Origin of the sequence: Streptomyces sp. NBC_00597, assembly GCF_041431095.1 — a bacterium.
Taxonomy (GTDB): Bacteria; Actinomycetota; Actinomycetes; order Streptomycetales; family Streptomycetaceae; genus Streptomyces.
In genome coordinates this window covers 2,249,224-2,275,041 of the sequence record NZ_CP107757.1, presented here as the reverse complement: position 1 = coordinate 2,275,041, position 25,818 = coordinate 2,249,224, and the positions used below count along the sequence as shown (strand labels likewise).

At 73.0% G+C, this 25,818-nt stretch carries 25 protein-coding genes; 11 read left to right on the top strand and 14 right to left on the bottom strand.

The features are described from left to right. The first annotated feature begins 1 nt into the window (after position 1). Positions 2-649: a DedA family protein gene (locus OG974_RS09910; RefSeq protein WP_327282320.1), complete on the top strand. Its 648-nt coding sequence runs from the start codon at positions 2-4 to the stop codon at positions 647-649. Between the two features lie 62 nt (positions 650-711). Here OG974_RS09910 and OG974_RS09905 read toward each other — a convergent pair whose 3' ends face one another. After that, positions 712-1,263 (bottom strand): gamma carbonic anhydrase family protein, encoded by a 552-nt coding sequence (locus tag OG974_RS09905; RefSeq protein WP_327282319.1) that lies wholly within the window; start codon positions 1,261-1,263, stop codon positions 712-714. A 132-nt stretch (positions 1,264-1,395) separates the two neighbouring features. Between OG974_RS09905 and OG974_RS09900 the strand changes: the two genes are divergently transcribed. After that, positions 1,396-2,187: a DapH/DapD/GlmU-related protein gene (locus OG974_RS09900; protein ID WP_371646208.1), complete on the top strand. Its 792-nt coding sequence runs from the start codon at positions 1,396-1,398 to the stop codon at positions 2,185-2,187. 12 nt (positions 2,188-2,199) lie between these two features. On the opposite strand, the gene OG974_RS09895 is transcribed toward OG974_RS09900, so the two are convergent. Next, positions 2,200-3,066, bottom strand: coding sequence for an EamA family transporter (locus OG974_RS09895; protein WP_327282318.1), 867 nt, complete (start codon positions 3,064-3,066; stop codon positions 2,200-2,202). 123 nt (positions 3,067-3,189) lie between these two features. On the opposite strand from OG974_RS09895, the gene OG974_RS09890 reads away from it, so the two are divergent. Beyond that, entirely contained in the window at positions 3,190-3,798 is a 609-nt protein-coding gene (locus OG974_RS09890) for an XRE family transcriptional regulator (RefSeq protein WP_327282317.1), read from the top strand. Here OG974_RS09890 and OG974_RS09885 read toward each other — a convergent pair. After that, entirely contained in the window at positions 3,776-4,180 is a 405-nt protein-coding gene (locus OG974_RS09885; RefSeq protein WP_327282316.1) for a CoA-binding protein, read from the bottom strand. The two genes, OG974_RS09890 and OG974_RS09885, sit on opposite strands and share 23 nt — an antisense overlap. Before the next feature lie 101 nt (positions 4,181-4,281). Between OG974_RS09885 and OG974_RS09880 the strand changes: the two genes are divergently transcribed. The 3 genes from OG974_RS09880 to OG974_RS09870 all read left to right on the top strand — a co-directional run bounded on the left by OG974_RS09880 (position 4,282) and on the right by OG974_RS09870 (position 9,213). Further along, on the top strand, positions 4,282-4,908 hold the full coding sequence (locus OG974_RS09880) for a YigZ family protein (RefSeq protein WP_328762030.1): 627 nt from the start codon (positions 4,282-4,284) through the stop codon (positions 4,906-4,908). A gap of 130 nt (positions 4,909-5,038) precedes the next feature. Then, the gene (locus tag OG974_RS09875; RefSeq protein WP_371646204.1) at positions 5,039-6,205 is read left to right on the top strand and encodes an exonuclease SbcCD subunit D; all 1,167 of its coding nucleotides are present in this window, start codon (positions 5,039-5,041) and stop codon (positions 6,203-6,205) included. Continuing rightward, a complete protein-coding gene (locus OG974_RS09870) occupies positions 6,202-9,213 on the top strand; it encodes an SMC family ATPase (RefSeq protein ID WP_327282313.1) in 3,012 nt (1,003 codons plus the stop codon). The genes OG974_RS09875 and OG974_RS09870 overlap by 4 nt, the downstream gene beginning before the upstream one ends. Here OG974_RS09870 and OG974_RS09865 read toward each other — a convergent pair. Next, positions 9,203-9,649, bottom strand: a complete 447-nt coding sequence (locus tag OG974_RS09865) for an Lrp/AsnC family transcriptional regulator (protein WP_327282312.1) — start codon at positions 9,647-9,649, stop codon at positions 9,203-9,205. The genes OG974_RS09870 and OG974_RS09865 overlap by 11 nt on opposite strands. Before the next feature lie 94 nt (positions 9,650-9,743). Here OG974_RS09865 and OG974_RS09860 point away from each other — a divergent pair, with 94 nt between their 5' ends. Continuing rightward, positions 9,744-10,259: a rhodanese-like domain-containing protein gene (locus tag OG974_RS09860; RefSeq protein WP_327282311.1), complete on the top strand. Its 516-nt coding sequence runs from the start codon at positions 9,744-9,746 to the stop codon at positions 10,257-10,259. A gap of 136 nt (positions 10,260-10,395) precedes the next feature. Here the strand turns inward: OG974_RS09860 and OG974_RS09855 are convergent, their stop codons facing one another. The 4 genes from OG974_RS09855 to OG974_RS09840 form a co-directional block, all read right to left on the bottom strand. Next, a complete protein-coding gene (locus OG974_RS09855) occupies positions 10,396-12,111 on the bottom strand; it encodes a DUF885 domain-containing protein (RefSeq protein ID WP_327282310.1) in 1,716 nt (571 codons plus the stop codon). A 162-nt stretch (positions 12,112-12,273) separates the two neighbouring features. After that, a complete protein-coding gene (locus OG974_RS09850) occupies positions 12,274-13,728 on the bottom strand; it encodes a GNAT family N-acetyltransferase (protein WP_327282309.1) in 1,455 nt (484 codons plus the stop codon). 127 nt (positions 13,729-13,855) lie between these two features. Continuing rightward, positions 13,856-15,451: an alkaline phosphatase gene (locus OG974_RS09845; protein ID WP_371646200.1), complete on the bottom strand. Its 1,596-nt coding sequence runs from the start codon at positions 15,449-15,451 to the stop codon at positions 13,856-13,858. Positions 15,452-15,557: 106 nt separating this feature from the next. Further along, entirely contained in the window at positions 15,558-16,409 is an 852-nt protein-coding gene (locus OG974_RS09840; protein WP_327282307.1) for an alpha/beta fold hydrolase, read from the bottom strand. Between the two features lie 309 nt (positions 16,410-16,718). Between OG974_RS09840 and OG974_RS09835 the strand changes: the two genes are divergently transcribed. Then, positions 16,719-17,480 (top strand): GntR family transcriptional regulator, encoded by a 762-nt coding sequence (locus OG974_RS09835; RefSeq protein WP_327282306.1) that lies wholly within the window; start codon positions 16,719-16,721, stop codon positions 17,478-17,480. Between the two features lie 95 nt (positions 17,481-17,575). On the opposite strand, the gene OG974_RS09830 is transcribed toward OG974_RS09835, so the two are convergent. From OG974_RS09830 to OG974_RS09820, 3 genes are all read right to left on the bottom strand, one after another. Continuing rightward, the gene (locus tag OG974_RS09830) at positions 17,576-18,733 is read right to left on the bottom strand and encodes an ROK family transcriptional regulator (RefSeq protein WP_327282305.1); all 1,158 of its coding nucleotides are present in this window, start codon (positions 18,731-18,733) and stop codon (positions 17,576-17,578) included. Positions 18,734-18,834: 101 nt separating this feature from the next. Beyond that, positions 18,835-19,485, bottom strand: a complete 651-nt coding sequence (locus OG974_RS09825) for a response regulator transcription factor (RefSeq protein ID WP_327282304.1) — start codon at positions 19,483-19,485, stop codon at positions 18,835-18,837. A 4-nt stretch (positions 19,486-19,489) separates the two neighbouring features. Continuing rightward, positions 19,490-20,665, bottom strand: a complete 1,176-nt coding sequence (locus OG974_RS09820; RefSeq protein WP_327282303.1) for a histidine kinase — start codon at positions 20,663-20,665, stop codon at positions 19,490-19,492. A gap of 108 nt (positions 20,666-20,773) precedes the next feature. Here OG974_RS09820 and OG974_RS09815 point away from each other — a divergent pair, with 108 nt between their 5' ends. Genes OG974_RS09815 through OG974_RS09805 form a run of 3 tightly spaced genes read left to right on the top strand, consistent with a single transcriptional unit; the run spans position 20,774 to position 22,942 of the window. Then, entirely contained in the window at positions 20,774-21,685 is a 912-nt protein-coding gene (locus OG974_RS09815) for an ABC transporter ATP-binding protein (protein WP_327282302.1), read from the top strand. Positions 21,686-21,717: 32 nt separating this feature from the next. Then, positions 21,718-22,467: an ABC transporter permease subunit gene (locus OG974_RS09810; protein ID WP_371646196.1), complete on the top strand. Its 750-nt coding sequence runs from the start codon at positions 21,718-21,720 to the stop codon at positions 22,465-22,467. A 40-nt stretch (positions 22,468-22,507) separates the two neighbouring features. After that, on the top strand, positions 22,508-22,942 hold the full coding sequence (locus OG974_RS09805; protein ID WP_327282300.1) for a hypothetical protein: 435 nt from the start codon (positions 22,508-22,510) through the stop codon (positions 22,940-22,942). Here the strand turns inward: OG974_RS09805 and mug are convergent. The 3 genes from mug to OG974_RS09790 all read right to left on the bottom strand — a co-directional run bounded on the left by mug (position 22,939) and on the right by OG974_RS09790 (position 25,789). Further along, entirely contained in the window at positions 22,939-23,496 is a 558-nt protein-coding gene (mug, locus tag OG974_RS09800; RefSeq protein ID WP_327286025.1) for a G/U mismatch-specific DNA glycosylase, read from the bottom strand. The genes OG974_RS09805 and mug overlap by 4 nt on opposite strands. Further along, positions 23,493-24,926 carry an adenylosuccinate lyase gene (gene purB, locus OG974_RS09795; RefSeq protein WP_030300188.1) on the bottom strand — a complete coding sequence of 478 codons (1,434 nt, stop codon included), beginning with the start codon at positions 24,924-24,926 and terminating at the stop codon, positions 23,493-23,495. The genes mug and purB overlap by 4 nt, the downstream gene beginning before the upstream one ends. Before the next feature lie 71 nt (positions 24,927-24,997). Beyond that, positions 24,998-25,789 (bottom strand): SGNH/GDSL hydrolase family protein, encoded by a 792-nt coding sequence (locus OG974_RS09790; protein WP_329312952.1) that lies wholly within the window; start codon positions 25,787-25,789, stop codon positions 24,998-25,000. Between the last annotated feature and the right edge of the window lie 29 nt (positions 25,790-25,818).

The following is a 25,818-nucleotide window of genomic DNA, read 5'->3' as shown; positions in this document are numbered from 1 at the left end:
GGTGCACATCCAGGAATGGCTGGAGACGATTCCGGCGGTCAGCATCTATCTCCTCGTGGGTCTGGTCATCGGGCTGGAGAGCCTCGGCATCCCGCTGCCGGGGGAGATCGTCCTGGTCAGCTCGGCGCTGCTGGCCTCGCAGCACGGCGAGATCGACCCCGTGGTCCTGGGCGTCTGCGCCTCCACCGGGGCGATCGTCGGCGACTCGATCGGCTACGCGATCGGCCGCAGGGGCGGCAAGCCGCTGCTGGAGAAGCTGGGCCGGCGCTTCCCCAAGCACTTCGGGCCCGAACACGTGGCGCAGGCCGAGCGCTCCTTCGAGAAGTGGGGCATGTGGGCCGTCTTCTTCGGGCGGTTCGTGGCCCTGCTGCGGATCTTCGCCGGTCCGCTGGCGGGAGTGCTGCACATGCCGTACTGGCGGTTCCTGATCGCGAACGTCCTCGGCGGAATCCTCTGGGCGGGCGGCACCACCGCCGTCATCTACTCGATCGGCATCGTCGCTGAACCGTGGCTGAAGGGCTTCTCCTGGGTCGCGCTGGTGGTGGCCCTGCTGATCGGCCTCACCGTGACGCTGGTGCTGCGCAGCCGGATGAAGAAGGCGGCGGCCGCGGGGGCGGCCGCCGTGGCGGAGTCGGCCGCGGCCGAATAGCGGCCGGCTCCCCGGGCCGTACGTCAGCCCCCGGGCCGGCGACTGCTCCCCGGGCCGGCCGGCTACCGCGCGGGCTGGACGGCCGCGCGGTGCTGCTTCGCCAGGTCCGCGTACATCAGGGCGTTGACCTTGATGCCCTCGCGCTCCTCGTCGGTCAGCTCCCGCCGCACCTTGGCCGGCACGCCCGCGACCAGCGACCCGGGCGGGACGACCATGCCCTGCGGGACCAGCGCCTGCGCGGCCACCAGCGAGCCGGCACCGATCACCGCACCGTTGAGGACGGTGGCACCCATGCCGATGAGGCAGTCGTCCTCGACGGTGCAGCCGTGCACCACCGCGTTGTGTCCGATGGAGACGCGCTCGCCGATCGAGACCGGGAAGCCGGGGTCGACGTGCAGCGTGCAGTTGTCCTGCACGTTGCTGTCCGCACCGAGCGAGATCGGGCCGCAGTCGGCGCGCAGCACCGCCGAGTACCAGATGCTCGCGCCCGCGGCCATCGTGACGTCGCCGACCACGACCGATGTCGGCGCGGTGAAGGCCGTGGGGTCGATCTGCGGGCTCTTGCCGCCCACGCCCGCGACGAGTGCCTGGCCCTGGTCCGCCTGATACGTCATGTTCTCTTCCCCAGTCCTGTGTCTGCCGTGCCGTGCCGCGCTACCGGCACGGTAGGGCACGCATCCCGCACATCCGGCGATGGGGTGAAGATCACGGCGCGCTCCGGGCGTCCGGCGCGTTACGGTGAGCCGGTGCCGAAGAACCAGAACACGTTCTCATCCCTGCCGGCCGTAACGGCCCTGACGTCCTTGCGCCGCAGGCTCGCCAGCCGCGCGGTCCACGCCGGGTGGCGCTGGATGCAGCGGGCCGGCGCGGTGACCGCGCAGACCCCCGGCCGGCTGCGCTTCGGCGCGATCGGGAACGGCACCCGCCTCGCCTTCCCCCAGGGCACGGTCTTCGGCGAGCCGTGGATCCGCCTCGGCGAGCACTGCATCATCGCCGAGCAGGTCACGCTGACCGCCGGGATGATGCCGGGCCTCGACCTCGGGACCGAGCCGGTACTGGTCCTCGGCAACGGCGTGGTCCTCGGCCGGGACACCCACGTCATAGCCGACACCCGGATCACCATCGGGAACGACACCTTCTGCGGCCCCGGGGTCTACATCACCTCGACGAACCACAGCTACGACGATCCGCACGAGCCCGTCGGCAAGCAGTGGCCGCGCAGCGCCCCCGTGGAGATCGGCCCCGGCTGCTGGCTCGGCACGGGCGCGGTGATCCTGCCGGGGGCCCGGCTGGGCCGCAACGTGGTGGTGGCCGCGGGGGCCGTCGTACGGGGCGAGGTGCCGGACCACGCCGTGGTGGCCGGGGCGCCCGCGCGGATCGTCCGCCGGTGGCAGCCCGAGACGGGCTGGCAGCCGCCGTTGCGCACCCCGGCGCCGGTGCCGATCCCGGACGGGGTGACTCCGGAGCAGCTGCGCGCGGTGGCGCAGCTGGTGGAGGCCGAGCAGTGCCCGGTCGATGCCGCTCCGGAACCCGCCTGACCGCGGCTCCGGCTAGCCGGCCGCGAGGAGGACCGTGCCGGCGAGGGCTAGGCCGGCGCCGGCCGCCTGCACGGTCCGCAGCCGCTCCTTGAGCACGACGAAGGCGGCGAACGCGGTGACGACCGGGTAGAGCGAGGAGAGGACGGCGGCCACGGTCACCGGACCGTTCTGGGCGGCGATCGAGTAGGTGCCGTTCGCCGCGACGTCGGCCAGGCCGACGAAGGCCAGCGCGGGCAGCAGTCCCCACAGGATGCGCGGGCCGGTCCCCGCGGGCAGGGCCGGGCTGCCGCGCCGGGCCCGGACCCACAGGGCCGCGCCGCCCGCGGCCACGTTGGTCACCCGTTGGACGAACAGGGCGAGGAAGAGCCCGGTGACGCTGGTGGAGGCGTGCGCGATCAGGGCCATCACCGCGCCGAAGCCGAACGCGGCGGTCAGGGTGAGCACGACCGCCCGGCGCTGTACGGGTGCGCCGCGCAGCTCCGGTCCGCCTGCGAGGACGATGCCCACGACGGCCACCGCGATCCCTGCGAACTGGCCGAGCCCGGGGCGTTCGCCCAGTGCCAGCCCCGCCGCGACGGGTACGACCACGCCGATCGAGCCGAGCGGCGAGACCACGCCCATCGGACCGAGCGCGAGCGCCTTGTAGAAGCTGAGCATGGCGACCGGCCCGACGAGGCCCGCGGCGACCGCGAACCACAGCTGGGGCCCGGCCTCCCGCCAGGCCCCGGTGCCCAGCACGACCGCGCCGAGTGCGATGACGGCCAGGACCTGGGAGGCCACGACGACCGTGAGCGCCGGGAGCCGGCGGGTCAGTAGCCCGCCGCCGAAGTCGGCGAGACCCCACAACACTGCTGTGGCCAGGGCGAAGAGGGCGGTCATGGCAGGGGCCTCGCAGTACAGTGCAGTGAACGGTGGAGTGCAGCGTGGAGTACAACGCACGTTAGTGCAGTGCATTGGACTGCGCCAGTCAAAATATTGGACGCCAGTAGTGGGGACGGAACGGTGTCGGACCTCGAACAGCTCACCCAGGCCCTCGGCCGGAACCTCAAGCGGTGGCGCGGCGAGCGCGGTTTCACCCTGGACGCGCTGGCAGCCCGCGCGGGAGTGAGCCGCGGCATGATCATCCAGATCGAGCAGGCCCGTACGAACCCCAGCGTCGGAACCACGGTCAAACTGGCCGACGCCCTGGGTGTGAGCATCACCACGCTGCTGGACCACGACCGGACCCCGCAGGTGCACGTCGTGCTGCCCGGCCAGGGGGTGCGGATGTGGTCCACCGACGCGGGCAGCGGCGCCAGCATGCTGCTCGGCGACGACCGGCGCGGACCGGTGGAGATGTGGACCTACCGGCTGGAGCCGGGCGACGGGACGGACTCCGACCCGCACCCGGCCGGCACCTTCGAGATGCTGCACGTCACGGCCGGGGAGCTGACGCTGCTCGTCGCCGACGAGCGGTACGCGGTTCCGGCGGGCGGGGCGGTCTCCTTCGAGGCGAACCTCCCGCACACCTACCGCAACGACGGCCCCGACCCGATGGAGATGACCATGGCCGTCTCCATCCCGCCCGTCGACCGCGTGCAGGGTCCGGCTACAGCGCCGGGATCTCGATAGCGGGGCAGCGGTCCATCACCATGTCCAGACCGGCCTCGCGGGTGCGTGCGTAGGCGTCCTCGTCGATCACGTCCAGCTGGAACCAGACGGCCTGCGCGCCCGCGGCCACCGCCTCGTCGGCGACCGCACCGGCGAGGGAGCTGTTCACGAACACGTCCACCACGTCCACCTCGAACGGGATCTCCGCGAGCGAGGCGTACCCCTGCTCGCCGTGGACCGTCTCCGCCTTCGGGTGCACGGGAACGACGCGCTTGCCGAACCGCTGGAGCGTACGGGCCACCCCGTAGGCCGCCCGGTCCCGGTTGTTGGACAGCCCCACCACGGCCCAGGTGTCGCCGAGCTCGGTGAGGATCTTGCGGATGGTTGCCGGGTCGCCGTGCACGGGTGCCGCCTCCTGTTGCCTTGCCGATGCGGCCCGGTGCGCCGGGCCGCATCCGGGATCAACCGAAAGGACACATGTCCGATTCCCCGTAGGGTGGAGCGGTGAAGGCAGACCAGTACGTGACGGTGGCCCGCGAGGGCGTGCACGAGGCGGAGATAAACCGCTCGCGCTTCCTGTGCTCGCTCGCCCCCGCGGCGACCGAGCAGGAAGCGCAGGAGTTCATCGCGCGCGTCCGCAAGGGGCACCCCACCGCCACGCACAACTGCTTCGCGTACGTCATCGGGGCCGACGCCTCGGTTCAGAAGGCCAGCGACGACGGCGAACCCGGCGGCACCGCCGGGGTGCCCATGCTCCAGATGCTGATGCGCCGCGACATCCGCTACGCCGTGGCCGTGGTCACCCGCTACTACGGCGGCGTGAAACTCGGCGCCGGCGGCCTGATCCGGGCCTACGGCGGCGTCGTCGGAGAGGCGCTCGACGCACTCGGCACCCTCACCCGCCGCCGCTACCGGCTGGCCACCGTCACCGTTGACCACCAGCGGGCCGGCAAGACCCAGAACGACCTGCGCTCCACCGGCCGGACCGTGGTGGACCTGCGCTACGGGGCCGCGGTCGAGATCGAGGTCGCCCTGCCGGAGGCGGACCTGCCGGCCTTCGAGGCCTGGCTCGCCGACAGCACGGCCGGCAGCGCCACCCTCACCCTCGGCGGAGAGACGTACGCGTCCTGAGGGACGGGCCCGGGGGCCCCGACGACGCGTTAGCGTAGAGGGGCTCGGCGAGCGGGAGGCGGCGAGGACGACCACGACGACCAGGGGGACGGAAGAACATGTGCGGCGCGACGTCCGGCGGGGCCGGCGAGTGAGGCTCCTGCACACCTCCGACTGGCACCTCGGCCGGTCCTTCCACCGCGTGAACCTGCTCGGCGCCCAGGCCGCCTTCATCGACCACCTGGTCGAGACCGTCCGCGAGCACGAGGTCGACGCCGTCCTCGTCGCCGGCGACGTCTACGACCGGGCCGTACCCCCGCTGCCCGCGGTCGAGCTGTACGACCGGGCCCTGCACCGGCTCGCCGACCTGGGCGTGCCCACCGTGATGATCTCCGGGAACCACGACTCCGCCCGCCGGCTCGGCGTCGGCGCCGGGCTCATCGGCCGGGCCGGGATCCACCTGCGGACCGACCCCGACGGCTGCGCCGAGCCCGTGGTGCTGGCCGACGCGCACGGGGACGTGGCGCTGTACGGACTGCCGTACCTGGAGCCCGCCCTGGTGAAGGACCGGTTCGGCGCGGGCAGGGTCAGCCACGAGGCCGTCCTCGGCGCGGCCATGGACCTCGTCCGGGCCGATCTCGCCGCCCGCGCCCCCGGCACCCGCTCCGTCGTCCTCGCCCACGCCTTCGTCACCGGCGGGCAGGCCAGCGACAGCGAGCGCGACATCGCCGTCGGCGGGGTCGAGGCCGTTCCCGCCGCCGTCTTCGACGGGGTGGACTACGCCGCCCTCGGCCACCTCCACGGCTGTCAGACGATCAACGAACGGGTCCGCTACTCCGGTTCCCCGCTCGCCTACTCCTTCTCCGAGGCCGACCACCGCAAGACCATGTGGCTGATCGACCTCGGCCCGACCGGGGAGATCACCGCCGAGCGCGTCGACACCCCTGTCCCGCGGCCGCTCGCCCGGATCCGGGGGCGGCTCGACACGCTGCTGGAGGAGTCCGCGTACGCCGTGTACGAGGGCTCCTGGATCGAGGCCACCCTCACCGACCCGGTCCGGCCCGAGGACCCCATGGCCCGGCTCGCCGCCCGCTTCCCGCACACCCTCAGCCTCGCCTTCGACCCCGAGGGCCGCGAGGAGGCCGGCGGGGCCTCGTACGCCCAGCGCCTCAAGGGCCGCAGCGACCAGGAGATCGCCGAGGACTTCGTCGCCCACGTGCGCGGCGGCGGCGTCGCCGACGAAGCCGAACGGGCCGTCCTCCAGGGCGCCTTCGAGGACGCACGCGCGGACGACACCCGGCAGGAGACCCGCCGATGAGGCTGCACCGGCTCAGGATCACCGCCTTCGGGCCCTTCGCCGCACCCCAGGAGATCGACTTCGACGCGCTGTCCGGCGCCGGGATCTTCCTGCTCCACGGCCCCACCGGCGCCGGCAAGACCTCCGTCCTCGACGCCGTCTGCTACGCCCTGTACGGATCGGTGCCGGGCCCCCGCCAGGCCCCCGGCACCAGCCTGCGCAGCGACCACGCGGACGCCGCCACCCCGACCGAGGTCACCCTCGAACTCACCGCCGGCGGACGGCGCCTGGAGATCACCCGCCGCCCCGAGCAGGACCGCCCCAAGAAGCGCGGCACCGGCACCACCAAGGACAAGGCGCAGAGCTGGCTGCGCGAGTACGACGGGGAACGCTGGCTCGCCCTCAGCCGTTCCCACCAGGAGATCGGCGAGGAGATCGAGCAGCTGCTCGGCATGAGCCGCGAGCAGTTCTGCCAGGTCGTGCTTTTGCCGCAGGGCGAGTTCGCCCGCTTCCTGCGGGCCGACGAGGCGGCGCGGGGCCGGCTGCTGGGCCGGCTCTTCGACACCCGCCGCTTCGCCGCCGTCGAGGCACTGCTCGCCGAGCGCCGCCGAGCCGCCGAGGCCAAGGTCCGGGCCGGCGACGAGAAGGTGCTCGGCACCGCCCAGCGGATCGCCCAAGCGGCCGGGGACAGCGCCGACCTGCGGGCCTGGCCGCTGCCCGGACACCAGCCCGGCGACCCCGGACTGGCCGGTGCGATCCGGGCCTGGGCCGCCGTCGCCCGCTGCGCGGCCCGCGAGCGCCTGACGGTCACCGAGTGGGCACTCGCCGCCGTCGAGGGCCGGCACGCCGCCGCCCGGCGGGCGGCCGAAGAAGCCCGGGAGCTCGACCGCCTCCAGCGCAGGCACGCCGAAACGGCCCGCCGCACCGCCCTGCTCGCCGAGGCCGGTCCCGAGCGCGAACGCGTCCGCGCCCTGCTGGACCAGGCCCGCCGCGGCGCCCTGGTCGCCCCCGCCCTGGAACTGCGCGGCGCCGCGTCAGCCGCCCACCTGACCGCCGCCCACGCCGAGGCCGCCGCCCGCGCGCAGCTCCCCCCGGCCCTCGCCGGGGCGGGCACCGAGCAGCTGTCCGCCGTCGAGCAGCGGCTGCGCGGGGACCTCGGCGCGCTCGGCGCGGCCCGGCGGTCCGAGCAGCGCAGCGCCGAGATCGGCCGCGAGCGGGCCACCCTGGAGCGGGAGGCCCGCGACGCCGAGGAGCAGCTGCGGGAGTCCGCCGACTGGCTCGCCCGCTGGGAGGCCACCCGGACCGCCCTGGCCGATCGGGTCGACGCCGCCCAGCAGGCCGCGACGCTGGCCGAGCAGCTCGCCGGCCGGCTGGAGCCGGCCCGCCTGCACCTGAACGCCGCCCGGCGCCGGGATGCGCTGGACGCCGACGCGCAGCGCGCCGAGGGCGAACTGCTCTCCGTACGCGAGGAGTCGACCGCCGCCCGGGAGCGCTGGCTGGAGCTCAAGGAGGCCCGGCTGCGCGGGATCGCCGCCGAGCTCGCCGAGGGGCTCGTGGCGGGGCAGGCCTGCACCGTCTGCGGATCGGCGGAGCACCCCGCTCCGGCGCGCCCGGCCCCCGGGCACGTGGACCGGGCCGCCGAGGACGCCGCCCATGCCGGCTCCGAGCGGGCCGAGGCGCGCAGGGCGGCCGTCGAACGCACGCTCGCCGCAGTCCGGGAGGCCCGGGCCGAGGCAGCGGCCGCCGCCGGGGAGGCCACCACCGACGAACTCATCGCGCTGACCTCGGACCTCAGCTCCCGGCACGCCGCCGCCCACGCCGCGGCCGCCGGACTGCACGCCGCCCGGGAGCGGCTGGCCGGCGCCGAGCGCGAGCACGCCGTACGCAGCTCCGACCGGCTCGACGCCGAGCGCCGGGCCGCCGCCAGGGCCTCCCGCCGCGAGGCCCTGGACCAGGAACACGCCGCGCTGGAGGCCGAGCTGGCCGTCGTACGGGGCGACGCGCCCACGGTCGCGGCCCGCGCCCGGACCCTGGAGGACCGGGTCCGGATGGTCACCGGCGCCGCCGCCGCGCTGCGCCGGGCAGAAGTCACCGCCGCCCGGCTCAAGGAGGCCGACGACCAACTCGCCGACGCCGCCTTCAAGGCGGGCTTCGACACCGTCGAGGTCGCCGCCGACGCGGTCCTGCCCGACTACGAACGCACCGCGCTCCAGCACCGGATGGATGCCTGGCAGGCGGAGGAGGCCATGCTGGCCGACCGGCACGGCGAGCGCGACACCGCCGCCGCGGCGGCCCTGCCCCCGGCCGGCCCGGAGGCCGCGCAGGCCGCCGCCGAACGGGCCGCGGCCCGGCTGCGCTCGGCCGGTTCGGCCTTCGACGCCGCGCGGGTGCGCTGCGCGGAGCTGGACCGGCTGTCCCGGCAGGCCGAGCAGGAGCTTCGGGCGCTGGGCCCGCTGCGCGAGGCGTACGACCGGGTGGCCCGGCTGGCGGGACTGACCGCGGGCACCTCCGCGGACAACGAGCGCAAGATGCGGCTGGAGGCGTACGTCCTGGCCGCCCGCCTGGAGCAGGTGGCGGCCGCCGCGACGGTGCGGCTGCTGCGGATGTCCGGCGGCCGGTACACGCTCGTCCACTCCGACGCCAAGGCGAGCGGACGCGGGCGGTCCGGCCTCGGGCTGCACGTGGTGGACTCCTGGACCGGCAGCGAGCGGGACACCGCCACGCTGTCGGGCGGCGAGACCTTCTTCGCCTCGCTCGCGCTGGCCCTCGGCCTGGCCGACGTGGTCACCGACGAGGCGGGCGGCATGCGACTGGACACCCTGTTCATCGACGAGGGCTTCGGCAGCCTCGACGACCAGGCGCTGGACGAGGTGCTCGACGTACTGGACTCGCTGCGCGAACGCGACCGCAGCGTCGGCATCGTGAGCCACGTCGCCGATCTGCGGACCCGTGTCCAGGCCCAGTTGGAGATCGTGAAACAGCGCGGCGGCTCCGTCGTGCGCCACCGCACTGCGGCCCTCACGGACTGAGCGGGCGCCGGGACAGAGGCGAGGAGTACACGATGCTGGTGGTGACGGCTCCGAGGCCCGAGATCCGGCCCGCGACCTCCTCCAGGTGCCCCATCGAACGGGCGGCGACCTTGAGCACGAAGCAGTCGTCGCCCGTGACGTGATGGGCCTCCAGGATCTCCGGGGTGGCCTCCAGCAGGTCGTGGAACGGCTTGTAGTTGCCGTGCGGATAGCGCAGCCGCACCAGCGCCAGGATGGACTTGCCCAGCTTCTCCGGGTCCACCACCGCGGTGTACCCGGTGATCACGCCCGCGTCCTCCAGGCGGCGCACCCGCTCGGTGACCGCGCTCGCGGACATGGAGACGGCGCGCGCGAGCTCGGCGAAGCTGGCCCGACCGTCCTCCTGGAGGGCCGTCAGGATGCGCCAGTCGGTGGCGTCAGGGGAATAGTCGGTCATGGACCAGATGTAGCAGTGGAAACCCCGGCCGAACAAGAGGAAAGCCGGGGAATGGCACTTCCCGAGATGATCAGCGGCTCGTAGATTCAGAGCCATGATGACGACACAGAACACCGCAGCACCGGACGCCACGACCAACCCCGTGCTCCGGGTGCCCCCCGCCACCCCGGCGGCGGCCGCTGCTTACTTCGCCGCGAGCCTCGCCTTCCACGCGGACGTGTCCGATGTCGCCGCCGCCTTCAAGGCCCACCGCGAACAGGGCGCCGAACTCGGCTTCCAGCTGATCGACTCCCGCTCCACCCCGGCCTGGGACCAGGCCCACGTGCCCGGCGCGATCCACCTGCCGACCGCGCTCATCCCAGAGCAGGCCGGGCAGCTCCTCGACAAGAGCTTGCCCGTCGTCACGTACTGCTGGGGCCCCGGCTGCAACGGAGGCACCCGCTCCGCCCTCGCCCTGGCCCAGCTCGGCTTCCAGGTCAAGGAGATGCTCGGCGGCATCGAGTACTGGATCCGCGAGGGCTTCGAGGTCGAGACCTGGCAGGGCAACCAGCAGCGCACCGAGGCGGACCCGCTGACCGCGCCCACCGACTCCGACGACTGCGGCTGCTGACGTTCCCGTTCCGCAGTTCGCTTTCAGCAGTTCGCTTTCAGCAGTTCCGGTTCAGCAGTTCCCGTTCCGCGCCGTAGCCCGTACGGGCCGCCCGCTCCGCAAGCAGCGGGCGGCCCGTACGCGTGCCGGCCCTGGATCAGAGCTTCGACAGCTCGTCCACCAGGTCGTCCAGACCCAGCGAACCCTGCGACAGCGCCGCCATGTGCCACGCCTTCAGGTCGAAGGAGTCTCCGTGTGCGGCACGGGCGTTGTCCCGGCCGAGCAGCCAGGCCCGCTCGCCCAGCTTGTAGCCGATCGCCTGTCCCGGCATCGACAGGTAGCGGGTCACCTCGCTCTCGACGAAGTCCGCCGGCCGCCCGCTGTGCAGCCCGAAGAACTCCTGTGCCAGGTCCACCGTCCAGCGCTCGCCCGGGTGGAACGGCGAGTCCGCCGGGATCTCCAGGCCCAGGTGCATGCCGATGTCCACGATGACCCGCGCGGCGCGCATCATCTGGCAGTCCAGGTAGCCCAGGCGCTGCTCGGCGTCCTTGAGGTAGCCCAGCTCGTCCATCAGGCGCTCCGCGTACAGCGCCCAGCCCTCGCAGTTGGCGCTGACCCAGCCGACGGTGGACTGGTAGCGCGAGAGCTGGTCCGCGACGTGCGTCCACTGCGCGAGCTGGAGGTGGTGGCCGGGAACGCCCTCGTGGTACCAGGTGGAGACCAGGTCGTACACCGGGAAGCGGGTCTGGCCCATCGTCGGCAGCCAGGTGCGCCCCGGACGGGAGAAGTCCTCCGAGGGGTTCGTGTAGTAGGGGGCCGCCGCCCCGCCCGGCGGAGCGATCATGGACTCCACCCGCTTCACGCGCTCGGCGAGCTCGAAGTGCGTGCCGTCGAGGTTCTCGATGGCCTCGTCCATGAGGCCCTGGAGCCAGGCCCGGACCTCGTCCACGCCCTCGATGTGGGTGCCGTGCTCGTCGAGGTGCTTCAGTGCCTCCCAAGGACCCGCGCCCGGCAGGATCTTGGCCGCCTCGGCCTTCATCTCGGCGAGCAGTCGGTGGTACTCCGACCAGCCGTAGGCGTAGGCCTCGTCCAGGTCGAGGTCCGTGCCGTTGAAGTACCGCGACCAGCGGGCGTAGCGCTCGCGGCCCACCGGGTCCGGCGCGCCGGCGACGGCGGGCGCGTACACGTCGCGCATCCAGTCGCGGAGCTCGGTGAGGGCCGCGGTCGCACCGGCGGCTGCCTCCTCCAGCTCGGAGCGCAGCGACTCCGGGCCGTGGGACACGAAAGCGCCGAAGAAGCCCTCGCCGCCGCTGTCGCCTTCGCCGTCCTCGCCCACCCAGGTGGCGAGCTGGCCGATGAAGGTGGCGGTGGCGCGCGGGCCCCCGTACAGGCCGCGGTCCAGGCCGAGTTCGAGGCTCTCGCGGTAGCCGGCCAGCGAGGCGGGGACCGCGCGCAGCCGCTCGGCGATCGCGGCCCACTCCTCGTCCGTGTCGGCCGGGGTCAGGGTGAAGACCTCGCGGACGGAGTGCGCGGGCGAGTGGATGTTGCTGACGGCGCGCAGGTCCTCGTCCGCCTCGTACACGGCGAGTTCGGCCGTGAGGCGCTCGCGCAGCAGGCGGGCGCAGCGGCGCTCGACGTCACTGTCCGCGCCGGGCAACCGCTCGGCGGCATCGAGGCGGGCGAGGGTGGAGCGGGACAGGTCGGCTGCGGCCGCACGGCCGGCCGGGGAGAAGTCCGGGAGCCGACTGGAGCTCGCGGCGACACCGAGGTAGGTGCCCGTGATCGGATCGATGGCGATGAGGTCGTCGACGTATGCGTCGGCGACCTGGCGGGGCAGCCGGGAAGCGCTGTCGCTGCGAAGGGTCTCTGACATGCGGCCATCTTCGTACGGCGGACGGCCCCGCGTCATCAGCGTTCGCTGTCAGCCTCCTGACGTGCACCGAAGCAGCGGACCGGACCTGCGCTCGCGCACCGTCAACAGGAGTCGGCCGGGGGTGAGTTCACGCCGACCGGCCGGATCCCGCTGCGCCGGGCCTCAGCGCCCGTGGTTGCGCTGCCCGTACGGCTGCTCCGCCCGCGGTAGCTCGTACGGGACCCGGGAGACGACCGGCGTGGCGTCCAGCCGGGCCGTGATCACCAGGGTGCCCTCCTCGATCTGGTAGTCGAGGGGCAGGCCCAGTCCCCGCATGGCCGCGACCATGCCGGTGTTGGAGGCCTGGGTGACGGCGTAGACGCTGTCGCAGCCGGCCTCGACGGCCATCGCGATCAGGCGGCCCAGGAGTTCGGTGCCGATCCCGCGGCGCTGCCAGTCGTCCTCGATCAGGAGCGCGACCTCGGTCTCGTCCCCGTCCCACAGCAGGTGGCCGAGGGCGACGAGCCTGCCGGACGCGGTGGTTGCGGCGAGGGTGCGGCCGAACCGGGGGCTCAGCAGATGGGCGAGGTAGCGGTCGGCGTCGGCGACGGGCCCGTGGTAGCGCAGGCCGAGGGTGCGCTCGGAGCAGCGGTCGTGCATCGCGCGGGCGGCGGCGAGGTCGGAGCCGTCGGCACGGCGCACGGTGATCTCTTTGCCCTCGGGCAGCGTCAGCACGTCCTGGCTGCGCGGAACGCGCGGCCCGAGACGGGCGTCGAGCTCGACGAGGGCGCGGGCCCGGGCGAACTCGGTCGGGGTGAAGGGCAGGTAGGGGCGCTCCACGGTGATGGCTCCGCCCGACGGGTCGCGCAGGCGCATCACGGTCGCCTCCAGGACGCCCTCGACCGGGGCGTCGGCGCCCGCGTTGGGGCGGCCGGAGAGGGTGGTGGCCGGGATCGAGTGGATGGTGCAGCGGCCGAGCAGCTGGCGCAGCGCGAGGGGCAGCTCGGCGGCGTCCAGGGCGGTGCGGGTGGCGAGGCCCAGGACGCGGGTCGGGGTGTCGACCAGGTCGTGCGCGTCGGCGCGCTCGACCCAGGTGCTGTGGCCGCCGGCCCCGGCGACGGCGCGGGTGAGGTCGGCGGAGGGCAGCCGCTGCGGGGAGCGCAGCAGGAACTCGTCGACGGTGCCGCCCTCGGGGAGCGGGTGGGTCTGCAGGGTGAGGATGTCCACGTCGTGGTGGGCGAGCGCGGTGCAGATCGCGGCGAGGCTGCCGGGCTCGTCCCGTACGGTCGTCCGCATCCGCCACAGGGAGGTGGTGGCGGCGGTCGCCGTCTCCGACGCGTTCTGCGTCGTGGGCTCGGCCGCCGGGGCCGCACCGCGCGGGGTCGGATCGGACGGCGCTGTCCTCAGGGGCGGCGCATGGCTGTGGCGCCGTGCCCACCAGGTGTGGAACGCCGCCGTGACCAGGAGTGCCACGGCGGAGGCGACGAGCAGGATCGGGCCCTCGGGGCCGTGCGCGACGAGATTGGCGATGCCGTCGGCGACCGCGACGGCGCAGAACAGGGCGGCCAGTTCGACGACGTCGCGGCGCCAGTGGTGGCGGTGGGAGCGCTGGGCGGGGGTGTGGTTGCGTTCAGTCATGCATGCCACTGTGACGCAGGGGTGTTGCGTGATCACGAACGGTCTGTGACCGACTGGTTAAGTATCCGTCTGGCCGGTTTAGGCCGGTTTGGCCCGGTTTCGCGGCCGGTTCGCGAATCAGCTCTCCCTATTGGCCCACACGTCCCGGCTGTAGCGAGGTGGCGAAGAGTACGCCGCCTCCCTGGCGCCGCAAGCGGACGGTGAGCTCACCGCCTTCGCCGTCGATCTCGACCTCCCCGTAGTACGGAGGGTTCTCGGACGGCGACATGTTCGCGAGCGGAGCCGACTGAACGTACACGGTCTCGGGTCCGAAGGTGGCGTCGAGCTTCCCGGCCGGGAACCCGCCCGCGCCCACCGGACCGGAGACGAACTCCCAGAAAGGTGCGAAGTCGGCGAACGCGGCCCGCTCGGGGGCGTAGTGGTTCGCGGCCGTGTAGTGGACGTCGGCGGTGAGCCACAGCGTGCCCGTGATGCGCTGGTGCTTGATGTGGCGCAGGAGTTCGGCGATCTGGAGCTCGCGGCCCAGCGGGGCGCCCGGGTCGCCCTGCGCGACGGCCTCGAAGTTCGCGGTCCCGTCAGGCACGACGATGCCCAGCGGCATGTCGGCGGCGATGACCTTCCAGGTGGCCCGCGAGCGGGACAGTTCCCGCTTGAGCCAGGCCAGCTGCTCCGGGCCGAGGATGCCGACGGGGTCCACGCTCTGGCGGCCGGGGGAGTTGGCGTCGCGGTAGGTGCGCATGTCGAGGACGAAGACGTCGAGCAGCGGCCCGTACCGCATCACCCGGTACATCCGGCCCTCCGCGCGACCGCCCCGGAGGTCGGTGACGGGGAAGTACTCGCCGAAGGCCTGGCGGGCGCGGCCGGCGAGGGTGTCGACGTCCCGCACGGTGTAGCGGGGGTCGTCGATCACCTGGCCGGGGTACCAGTTGTTGCGCACCTCGTGGTCGTCCCACTGGGCGAGGACCGGCACCTGGGCGTTGAACTCGCGCAGGTTGTGGTCGAGCAGGTTGTAGCGGAAGTTCCCGCGGAACTCGTCGAGCGTCTCGGCGACCTTCGCCTTCTCCGCGGTGGTGACGTTGCGCCAGATGCTGCCGTCGCGCAGGGGGACGGAGGCCTGGATCGGCCCGTCGGCGTAGATCGTGTCCCCGCTGAACAGGAAGAAGTCGGGGTCCAGCCGGCGCATCTCGTCGAAGACGCGGTAGCCGCCGAGGTCCGGGTTGATGCCCCAGCCCTGGCCCGCGAGGTCCCCCGACCACAGGAAGCGCACGTCGTGGCGGCGGGAGACGGGTGTGGTCCGGAAGGTTCCGCGGACGGGTTCTCCGGTGCGGCGCGGGTCGTCCGGGTCGGCCAGGACCACCCTGTAGTGGATCTGCTGCCCGGGCGGGAGGTCGCGCAGGGTGCTCGTGCCGGTGAAGTCGGTGGCGGGGCCGAGGAAGGGGCCGCCGTGCCGCCGGACGCCGTAGCGGAAGGATTCGCTCGGGGAGGTCTCGACGTACATCCGCGCCGGCCGGTCGGAGCGCGTCCAGACGGTGGCCGAGTGCGTGGTGATCTCACCGGACTGGGTGCCCCACGGCGCGCTCGGGCGCCCGGAGCGGGTGAACGCCGCAGCGGTGGCGGGTGAGGCGAACGCGGGCGCGGCGAGCGCGCCGGACAGGGCGAGGCCCACCGGAACGGCGAGTGAACCGCCGAGCAGGGACCGTCGGGAGTGCGGAATCGGTGCCATCGGAGCGTCTCCAGGGGCCGGCGGGGACGGGTCGGACCAGTGTGCCGCCGCACACCGGCCCGCCCGCGTCGCGCAACCGAACCGTGGATGAACAGCCGTCAGCCGCTCAGGCCGACTGGCCGGTTGTCGTGCGCACCGTGTCCAGAACCACGCGGGAGACCAGCGCGGGATCGTCGTTCATCGGGACGTGACCGCAGCCGCGGAGCCGGATCAGCCGGGCGTCGGGGACCGTGCGCTTGGCGCGGACGCCCTGGCGGGGCAGGAGTAGCCGGTCGCGCGATCCCCACGCGATGGTGACGGGCAGGCCGGGCACGTCCGAGGTGAACCGTACGGAGCGGCCCGCGGCCAGCGTCTCCTCGAAGCCGGTGGCCTCGCGCAGTGCGAGGGTCTCGGCGACCACGGCCTCCGGCGAGCGGCGGGCCGGGTGGGCGTAGATCGTGCCGGTGAGCGCGGCCCGGCCGGCGGCGCTGCGCGAGAGCCGCTCCAGCGTGGAGTGGGGCAAGGCGAGCGCGCCGACGCGCATCGCGCGCAGGGTGGCGAAGGCGTATCTGCGTTCGGCCTCGGTCCAGAACCCGGCGGGGGACAGCGCCGTGACCGAGCGGGCCAGGTCGCTCCGGCCCATCTCAAGGGCGAGGAGCCCGCCGAGGGAGTTGCCCACGACGTGCGGGCGCTCGACGCCGAGCGCCGCGCAGAGCGCGCCGAGCGCGGGGACGAAGCTGCCCAGGTCGTACGGGACCCCCTCGGGCAGCGGCGCCGAGGAGCCGAAGCCGGGCAGATCGACGGCGATCACGTCGTACTCGGCGGCCAGGATGTCGGTCACCGGGTGCCAGGCCTGGAGGTGGTGGCCGATGCCGTGCAACAGGAGCAGCGGGACGCCCGCGCCCTTGCGCTCGTAGGCGACGGTGGCGGTGCGGGGGCCCAGCGGCGATTCGATCGGGAAGGAGACCGTTGCGGTCATGCTGCTCCTCGTCGGGTGGACGCGTGTGAGACAGGCTGTCAGTAATGACTACCGTCATGATTACCGCCCGGTAGCCCGGTGGGACAAGCCTCCGGCGCGTGTCGGGGTGAGGGGTCGGGTGAGCGAGAACATCGTATGAACGGCTTGATACGTATGCCCGATCTGCCCGGTAAAGGGGTGAGGATTGGTCTTGACCAAGGGGGTGTGCCGCCCTATGGTCGGCAGGGATAGTGCAGGAACCTTTAATAAACAAAGGCGCGGAACTGCCGCTGGGACACGGCGATTGCAGCGATGGCAGGAGGAGTCAGGGTGGGGACCACGCAGCTCGAAACGGTGCCGGAGCCGAAGTACTGGCACCTGAAGACCGTCCTCAGCGAGGCGCTCGACCAGGACTTCGCGGTGGGCGAGGTCCTGCCGAACGAGCGTGAGCTCGCCGCCCGCTTCGGAGTCGCCCGTGCGACCCTGCGCCAGGCCCTGGAACAGCTCGAACTCGAAGGCCGGCTGCAGCGTCGGCGCGGCGTCGGCACCACCGTCGCCCCGCCGCGGGTCGGCGTGGCCGTCGGCAGTACGGGGCACAGCTGGCCCGGAGAGAGCGCCGACGGCTGGGAGATCGTGGACGTGGCCGAAGCCTCCGTGGCGTCCGCCGCCGTCCTGAAGCTCCTCGGCGCCGCCGCCGACCAGCCCGTGCACACCGTGCGCCGGACCCGCGTCTCCCATGGCCAGGCCGTCGCCGCCGAATTGCTGTACGTGCCGGCCGCCTCCGTGCCCGGCCTCTCCGCCATCGACGCCCCGTCCGGACCGGCCCGCGCCCGGGCCGTGCTGCGCGAGCTCCAGCGGCTCGCCCTGGACGGCCAGGACCGCTCGGTGGAGCTCGGCTCGGCGCGTGCCGACGACGCCAAGGAACTGGACCGGCTGCCCGGCGCACCGGTGCTCGTGGTCACCACCCGCTACTTCACCGCCGCGGGCACGGCCGCCGTCTCGGTCGCCACGTACCGCGCGGACACCTGCCGCCTGACCTTCGGCGACTCGGGCGACGTGGAGATAAGCCACGAAGCCCGGGCAGCCTCCTGACCGCCTGACCTGCCGGCCACGGCCCGCCCCCGGACACCCCGGGGCGGGCCGTTCGCCATTGCGGGTCGAGGGTCGTGGGTCGCCGCGGGGCGGGGTCAGCGGCGGCGGGTGGTGACCGTCTTCTCCACCGCGAAGAGCTCTTCTTCCACGTGGTCCAGCGCCAGCCGCAGTGCTCCGGTGGCCACCGCGGCCTCGCCGAGCAGGGACTGTGCCACCCGCGGCGGGCGCAGGCAGTACCGCTCCAGCTCCCGGCGCAGGGGATCCAGGACCCCGTTCAGCCCGGCCGCCCATCCGCCGACCACCACCAGCTCCGGATCCATGGCCAGGACCAGCGCCGCCACGTCGTGGACCAGCCGCTGGATGAACCGCTCCACCGCGGCCACGGCCCGCTCGTCGCCACGCCGGGCCATCGCGAACACCTCGGCGACCGCCTGCTCGTCCAGCGGGTGCAGCGGCTCGCCGGTCGTGGACAGCAGCTTCTCGGGCGTGACGTCACGGCCCAACAGGTGCAGGGCGCCGATCTCGCCGGCCGCCCCGCCGAACCCGCGGTGCAGTCGGCCGCCGATCAGTGAGCCCGCGCCGGGGCTGAGCCCCGCCATCACGAACACCACGTCGTCGGTGTCCTGGGCCGCGCCCTTCCAGTGCTCCGCGACCGCCGCCGCATTGGCGTCGTTCTCCACCCGCACCGGGCACCGGAACGAGCGGCGCAGCCGTTCGCCGAGCGGCAGCCCGGTCCAGCCCGGCAGGGCCGTCCCCAGGCGCACCGTGCCGTCCGCCTCCACGATCCCGGGGCTGCCGACACCGACCGCCCGCAGCGAGTCGCGCGGTACGCCGGCGCGTCGCAGCAGATCGGCCACCGCCGCCCGCACGCGCTCCAACCGCTCGTCGGCGGACGCCGTCTCGGCGACCTCCTTGGTACCGGCGCCGATCACCCGCCCGTCCAGCCCCGACAGCAGCACCGCAACCCGGTGCGAGCCGATCTCGATGCCGAGCAGGTGACCCGCCTCGGTCCGGAAGCGGTAGCGCCTGGCGGGCCGTCCCTGGCGCCGCGCACCCTCCTCGGCGCCGGCCTCGACGACGAGCCCGGTCCCGATCAGCCCCTCGACCACGCCTTCGACGGTCGGCCGGGACAGCCCGGTCACCCGGGTGAGGTCCGTGAGTGTCGGCGATTCGGCCGCCCGCAGTGCCCGCAGCACCACGGCCGAATTGATGCGCCGGAGCAGAGAGGGATCCCCGCCGGTCAGCTGCCCCAACGTGTGTCCTCCCAGCTAGCGAGCTTGTCTGCCGGATCGTACTGCGCCCCCGGGGCGGCGGCGAGAAGCAGCCCCCCATCGGCTGGAACCGGCTGCTCCCCTCAGGCCGGGGCGACGAACCCCGACTCGTACGCCGTGATCACGGCCTGCGTCCGGTCCCGCGCCCCCAGCTTGCCCAAAATCGCGCTCACGTGGGACTTCACCGTCTCGGTCCCGACGATCAGCTCGCGGGCGATCTCGACGTTCGTCAGCCCTCGCGACATCAGCCGCAGCACCGCCTCCTCCCGCTCGGTGAGCGCTGCCCGCTCCAGTGCCACCCGCGCCTGCCGGTTCCCGTACTCCGCGGCCAGCGCCCGCACGGCTGCCGGGAACAGCAGCGTCTCGCCCTCCGCCACCAGCCGCACCGCATGCACGATCTCGGAGGGGCGGGCCCGCTTCAGCAGGAACCCGTCCGCACCGGCGCGCAGCGCCTCGTACACGTACTCGTCGTTCTCGAAGGTGGTCACCACGAGGATCTTCGGCGGGGAGTCCACGGTCCGCAGGACGGCCCGCGTCGCCTCGATCCCGTCGAGCAGCGGCATCCGCACGTCCATGGCCACGACGTCCGGCCTCAGCTGACGGACGAGCGGCACGACGGAGGCCCCGTCGGCCGCCTCACCCACCACTTCGATGTCGGGCTGGGCCTCCAGAACGGCACGCAGGCCCGCGCGTACCAGGGGTTCGTCATCGACGAGCAGAACGGTAACCGGCATCCGATCAGCGTATTCGCTCCAGCGGAAGCCGTGCGCGCACTCTCCAACTGCCCTCGTGCGGACCGGTCTCGGCCTCCCCGCCGAGCAGCGCGGCCCGCTCCCGCATCCCGCGCAGCCCGCTCCCCTTGCCGGTGATGAGAACGGGCTGCTCCGGCAGCGGGTTCGTGACCTCCAGGTCCAGCCTGCCGACGGCCATCTCCACCCGGACCCGCACCGGGACGGGACCGCAGTGCCGCAGCACGTTCGTGAGCGCCTCCTGCAGGATCCGGTAACCCTCCCGGGTGACGGGTCCCGGCAACTGCTCCAGCGGTCCCGTCAGTTCCGCGTCCACGTCCGAGCCGGAAGCCCGGGCCGATTCCAGCAGCCGGTCGGCCTCCGCCAGCGTCGGCCGTTGCGAGGCCGGCTGCGCCGACTCCCGCAGGACGTGCAGGACCCGCTCCAGATCCTCCAGAGCCGCACGGCCCGTCTCCTCGATCGCGGACAATGCCCGCTCCGTGAACTCCGGGTTGCCCGCGGCCCGTGCAGCCCCCGCCTGCACCACCGCCACGGTCAGTGCGTGCCCGATCGAATCGTGCAGCTCGCGCGCGATGCGGGTGCGCTCCAGCAGCTGCTCGGTACGAGCCTCCAGCGCGCTGACGCGCTCCGCCGCCGAAGGTCCCAGCAGCCGCCGTGCGATCGCCGTGATCAGCTCGCCGAGCAACACGACGATGACGAACAGCAGGACCAACGGTACCGGGGCGAGCAGCGCGGCCGCCCAGCGCTCGGGAGTGAAAGGAAGTTCGACGTCCCCGTGGAGCGGATTCCCGAGCGCGTTCGCGACGAGCTGGACGCTGAACAACGGTAGCCACACCGTCGCGATCATGACGCCGAGTGACAGGATGAGTCGTATCTCCAGCCACAGCAGGGTCCGCCACCGGTCGCCCCACCGTACGGACTTGACCGTGCTGATACCGCTGTCGACCGAGTCGCCCGTGTGGGGGGCGAGGAGGAAGCGGGCCTGCAGCCCCTCGGCCAGCCGCATCCAGGGCATCAGCCCCATCGGGATGACGATCAGCAGGGGGACCCACGGAGCCTCGGGCTCTATGAACATCCAGACGGCCAGCATCAGGATGGGCACGCACAGGTGCACCCAGCGTGAGTACGTCACTGGCTGGAGCGGAGCACGGAGCAGTCGGTACATGCCCCCATCGTGACAGTGCGCACCTCGACCGCGTCTCCCCCACGTGGGGGAGATGGCACCCTCGCACGGGGGAGGGAAGGGGGTGGGGCCGGCGGCGAGTCTTGAGCCATGAACAGGATCGAGATCCGAGAACTGACCAAGGAATACGGCACGACCCGGGCCGTAGACCACCTCTCCTTCGACGTCCTTCCCGGGCGGGTCACCGGATTCCTCGGCCCCAACGGCGCCGGGAAGTCCACCACGATGCGCCTGTTGCTGGGCCTGGACCGGGCATCCGCCGGCACGGCGACCATCGGCGGCGGCAGCTACACGGAGTTCACCGACCCGCTCCACCGGGTCGGTGCCCTCCTGGATGCCCAGGCGGCTCACGGTGGACGCACCGCCCGGGACCACCTCCGCTTCCTCGCCGCCGGCAACCGCATCCCGATGCGCCGGGTGGAGGAGGTCCTGGAGCAGTCGGGGATAGCCTCGGCGGCCAAGCGACGGATCAAGACCTTTTCGCTCGGTATGCGTCAGCGTCTCGGCATAGCAGCCGCGTTGCTGGGTGACCCCGGTGTGCTGCTGCTGGACGAGCCGACCAACGGCCTCGACCCCGAGGGCATCATCTGGATCCGCGAGCTGATGCGGGGCCTCGCCGCCGAGGGCCGCACGGTCCTCGTCTCCAGCCACCTGATGTCCGAGACGGCGGCGCTGGCCGACCACCTGGTGGTGCTGGGGCAGGGGAAACTGCTGGCCGACACGTCGATGGAGGAATTCATCGATTCCCGCAGCACCCCGCGGGTGCGCCTTCGCACCTCTGACCCCATCCGGCTGCGTGCTGCCCTCGCCCGCGACGGCTTCGAGATGGCCGACGCACAAGACGGGCGATGGACCGTCGACGGCATACAGGCGGAGCAGATCGGAAGCATGGCCGCCCGCGAGGGCATCCCCGTGCTGGAACTCTCCGACGAGCGCGCCTCGCTGGAGCAGGCCTACCTCGACCTCACCGCCGGCCACGCCCAGTTCGCCGCCACCCCCTGACCACTGCCCTGCTCACTCCAGGAGGCTTCGCCATGAGCGCCGCTCTGCCCACCGTCCCCGTTCTGCACTCGGAATGGATCAAGATACGTTCCCTGCGGGGCACCTTCGGGGCCCTGATCGCCATCCTGGTCGCCACGGCCGGGATCCAGACGCTGACAGCCGCGCTGATAGGTGACGCCGAAGCCGGCAGCATGGGCGACGACCCCCTCTTCGCGGCCTACTACGGCCTCCTGTTCGGGCAGGTGGCGGCCATCGCCTTCGGCGCGAACGCGCTGTCCGCCGAATTCCACAACGGCGGCGTGCGGACGTCGCTGACCGCCGTGCCGAACCGCACCCGCTTCTACCTGTCGAAGATGGCCGCGGTGGGGGGTGCCGCCTTGCTGATGGGCCAGATCACCGGTCTCGTCACCTTCGTCGCGGGCCAGCAGTTCATGGGCCCGTACGCTCTGGAGCTGGGCGGCCCGGGCACCCTCCGCGCGATCTTCGGTAGTGGCCTCTACCTGATGCTCATGACCCTGTTCGCCGCCGGACTCACGGCGGTGCTGCGCAGCGCGACGGCCGTACTGAGCCTGCTCATACCGTTCGTGCTGATGGTGTCGTTCATCATCGGCGCGAAGGCCGCGGGTGTGGCCCAGTACCTGCCGGACCGCGCCGGGCAGCTGGTGATGCACCAGGAGATGACCGGAGACCTGGGGCCCTGGACCGGGCTCGGGGTGATGGCGCTGTGGACGGCGGCTGCCCTGATCGGCGGATGGCTGGCGGTGCGCCGGCGGGACGCGTGACGCAGGGCCAGTTGTCAGTGGTCGGCGGGATACTGACGGCATGACCACGGCAGAGCATCTCGACACGATCGACCGGCTCCGGACGCGTGACTTCCCCGACGTCCGGGGCAGGTCCGAAGTGGGCACCAGCGGGCCCGGCTACCACCTCGCCGAGCTGGGCGGCAGCCGGTGGTACGGGGACGAGGACGCGGCCGACCGTGTGGCGCACGAGGACCAGGTGTCCGCTGAGTTCGAGGCCCTGGTCCAGCGGCTGGAGGAGCGGTGGGGGAAGCCCGACCGGTTCACGCTCGACAGCCTGCGGCTGCGGACGGAGTCCGGCGACGTGCCGCAGCCGTGGCAGGAGATCGGCGACACCAGCGACCACCTGCACCTCTGGCGGGCCGAGGACCGCTGGGTCGCCGTCTACGAGGCCCAGTGGGGGACCGACCACTCACCGCAGCTCATGGTCGCGGTGACCGTGATCGACCCGCCCTAGGACTCGGAGGGCTCGGGAGTCGCCCCGGCGGCCGTGCGGAGGCGGGCGTACTCCTGGGCCATGGACTCGGCGGTCCAGTGGGCGTTCAGGCCGCTGGGGTTGGGGAGCACCCAGATGCGGGTGGAACCGATGGTCCGGTCCTGGGAGCCGATCTGGGCCTTTCGCTCGCCGAAGGCCGTGCGGTAGGCGGTGACCCCGACGACCGCCAGCCATTGCGGGCGCAGCAGCTCCACCTTGGCGGTGAGGATGCGGCCGCCCTCGCGGAACTCCTCGGCGCTCAGCTCGTCCGCCCGGGCCGTGGCGCGGGCGACGACGTTGGTGATGCCGAGCCGGTAGGTCAGCAGCTCCTCCTGCTCCGCGGGATCCAGGCGGCGCGGGGTGAAGCCGGACAGGTGCAGCACCGGCCAGAAGCGATTGCCGGGGCGGGCGAAGTGATGGCCCGTCGCGGCGGAGAGGAGACCAGGGTTGATCCCGCAGAACAGCACACGCAGACCGCCCGCGACCACGTCCGGGAGGACGCGGTCACGGGCGGCGCTCAGCTCTTCGGGGGTCAGAGGATCGACCCCGGCGTGTATCCGGCGGCCTCCGGGTGCTGCTTGGCGATCGCCTCGATACGGGAGACCACCGCGGCGACCTGGTCACCGGCTGCGCCCGTGAAGGACAGCTTGTCGGCCATCAGGGCGTCGAGCTGGGCCCGGTCCAGCGGCATCCGCTCGTCGGCGGCCAGCTTGTCGAGCAGCTCGTTGCGCTCGGCGCCCTGCTCGCGCATGGCGAGCGCGGAGGCCACCGCGTGCTCCTTGATGACCTCGTGGGCCGCCTCGCGGCCGACACCCGCGCGCACCGCGCCCATCAGGACCTTGGTGGTCGCCAGGAACGGCAGGTAGCGGTCCAGCTCGCGGGCCACGACCGCAGGGAAGGCGCCGAACTCGTCGAGGACCGTCAGGAAGGTTTCCAGCAGGCCGTCGAACGCGAAGAACGCGTCGGGCAGCGCCACGCGGCGGACCACGGAGCAGGAGACGTCGCCCTCGTTCCACTGGTCGCCTGCCAGCTCGCCGGTCATCGAGGCGTAGCCGCGCAGGATGACCATCAGGCCGTTGACGCGCTCGCAGGAGCGGGTGTTCATCTTGTGCGGCATCGCGGAGGAGCCGACCTGGCCGGGCTTGAAGCCTTCGGTGACCAGCTCGTGGCCGGCCATCAGGCGGATCGTCTTCGCGATCGACGAGGGGGCCGCGGCCAGCTGCACCAGGGCGGTGACAACGTCGTAGTCGAGCGAGCGCGGGTAGACCTGGCCGACGGAGGTGAAGGCCTGGGCGAAGCCGAGGTGGGCGGCGATGCGCTGCTCCAGGTCGGCCAGCTTGGCGGCGTCGCCGCCCAGCAGGTCGAGCATGTCCTGGGCGGTGCCCACCGGGCCCTTGATGCCGCGCAGCGGGTAGCGGCCCAGCAGGTCCTCCAGGCGGTCGTAGGCGACCAGCAGCTCGTCGGCTGCGGTGGCGAAGCGCTTGCCCAGGGTGGTGGCCTGCGCGGCCACGTTGTGGGAGCGGCCGGCCATGACGAGCTCGGCGTGCTCGCCGGCCAGCTTGCCGAGCCGGGCGAGGACGGCGACCGTACGGTCGCGGGCCAGCTCCAGCGAGAGCCGGATCTGGAGCTGCTCGACGTTCTCGGTGAGGTCGCGGGAGGTCATGCCCTTGTGGACGTGCTCGTGGCCGGCGAGGGCGTTGAACTCCTCGATGCGGGCCTTCACGTCGTGCCGGGTGACCTTCTCGCGCTCCGCGATGGAGGCGAGGTCGACCGTCTCCAGGACGCGCTCGTAGTCGGCGAGGGCGGCGTCCGGGACGTCGATGCCGAGGTCCTTCTGGGCGCGGAGCACGGCGAGCCACAGCCGCCGCTCCAGCGTCACCTTGTACTCGGGGGACCACAGGACGGCGAGCTCCGCGGAGGCGTAGCGGCCGGCCAGGACATTGGGGATGCGGGGCTTGGCAGTCACGTGTAGGGATTCTACTTGTGCCGCCGCTGTGCGTTTACGCAGGTAGGGACCCCACCCTGGATTGTGTCTTGCTACGAGTGACGCTCGCCCGCGGCGGCCTCGTACGGCAGCAGCTCCGGGCGCTTGGCCGGACGGCCGTCCCCGGAGGAGCGGCCCGTCAACCGGCGGCCGACCCACGGCAGCAGGTGCTGCCGGGCGAAGCTCAGGTCCTGCGAGCGGCGCGCGGCCCAGCCGGGCGGTATCGCGGGCGGGAGCTCGGTTCGCCAGTCCTGTTCGGGCGGCAGGCCCAGCGTCTGCCAGACCGCCTCCGCCACGCGGCGGTGGCCCTCGGCCGTCAGGTGCAGCCGGTCCACGTCCCACATGCGGGGGTCGGCGAGGGCGGCGGCCCCGTACAGGTCGACCACCAGCGCCCCGTGCCGGGCGGCGAGCTCCTCGATGATGACGAAGAGCTCCTCCATGCGCGGACGGAAGCGGTCCATCACCGGCCCGTTGCGGCCCGGAGAGCGCATCAGCACCAGCGTCTTGCAGGTGGGTGCCAGCAGCCCCACGGCCTCCTCCAGGTGCCCGCGCACCCGATCCATGTCGACCTTCGGGCGTAGCGCGTCGTTCAGGCCGCCGACCAGCGTCACCACGTCAGCGCCCATCGACGCCGCGACCGGGGCCTGGTCCGTGGCGATCTGCCCGATCAGCTTTCCGCGGACCGCGAGGTTCGCGTAGCGGAAGTCGGGCTCGCGCGCCGCGAGGCGGGCGGCCAGCAGGTCGGCCCAGCCCCGGTAGGAACCGTCGGGCAGCAGGTCGGACATGCCTTCGGTGAAGGAGTCGCCGACCGCGACGAAACTGGTGTAAGGCGCATTCATCTCCATGGCGGAGCGATGCTACCGCGCAGTACCCC

Coding starts and splice junctions, on each gene's coding strand:
- OG974_RS09905 (WP_327282319.1), bottom strand. CDS start 1,263: ATGACGTATCAGGCGGACCAGGGCCAGGCACTCGTCGCGGGCGTGGGC.
- OG974_RS09895 (WP_327282318.1), bottom strand. CDS start 3,066: ATGACCGCCCTCTTCGCCCTGGCCACAGCAGTGTTGTGGGGTCTCGCC.
- OG974_RS09870 (WP_327282313.1), top strand. CDS start 6,202: ATGAGGCTGCACCGGCTCAGGATCACCGCCTTCGGGCCCTTCGCCGCA.
- OG974_RS09865 (WP_327282312.1), bottom strand. CDS start 9,649: ATGACCGACTATTCCCCTGACGCCACCGACTGGCGCATCCTGACGGCC.
- OG974_RS09860 (WP_327282311.1), top strand. CDS start 9,744: ATGATGACGACACAGAACACCGCAGCACCGGACGCCACGACCAACCCC.
- OG974_RS09855 (WP_327282310.1), bottom strand. CDS start 12,111: ATGTCAGAGACCCTTCGCAGCGACAGCGCTTCCCGGCTGCCCCGCCAG.
- OG974_RS09850 (WP_327282309.1), bottom strand. CDS start 13,728: ATGACTGAACGCAACCACACCCCCGCCCAGCGCTCCCACCGCCACCAC.
- OG974_RS09845 (WP_371646200.1), bottom strand. CDS start 15,451: ATGGCACCGATTCCGCACTCCCGACGGTCCCTGCTCGGCGGTTCACTC.
- OG974_RS09840 (WP_327282307.1), bottom strand. CDS start 16,409: ATGACCGCAACGGTCTCCTTCCCGATCGAATCGCCGCTGGGCCCCCGC.
- OG974_RS09825 (WP_327282304.1), bottom strand. CDS start 19,485: ATGCCGGTTACCGTTCTGCTCGTCGATGACGAACCCCTGGTACGCGCG.
- OG974_RS09820 (WP_327282303.1), bottom strand. CDS start 20,665: ATGTACCGACTGCTCCGTGCTCCGCTCCAGCCAGTGACGTACTCACGC.
- OG974_RS09815 (WP_327282302.1), top strand. CDS start 20,774: ATGAACAGGATCGAGATCCGAGAACTGACCAAGGAATACGGCACGACC.
- OG974_RS09810 (WP_371646196.1), top strand. CDS start 21,718: ATGAGCGCCGCTCTGCCCACCGTCCCCGTTCTGCACTCGGAATGGATC.
- OG974_RS09805 (WP_327282300.1), top strand. CDS start 22,508: ATGACCACGGCAGAGCATCTCGACACGATCGACCGGCTCCGGACGCGT.
- OG974_RS09790 (WP_329312952.1), bottom strand. CDS start 25,789: ATGGAGATGAATGCGCCTTACACCAGTTTCGTCGCGGTCGGCGACTCC.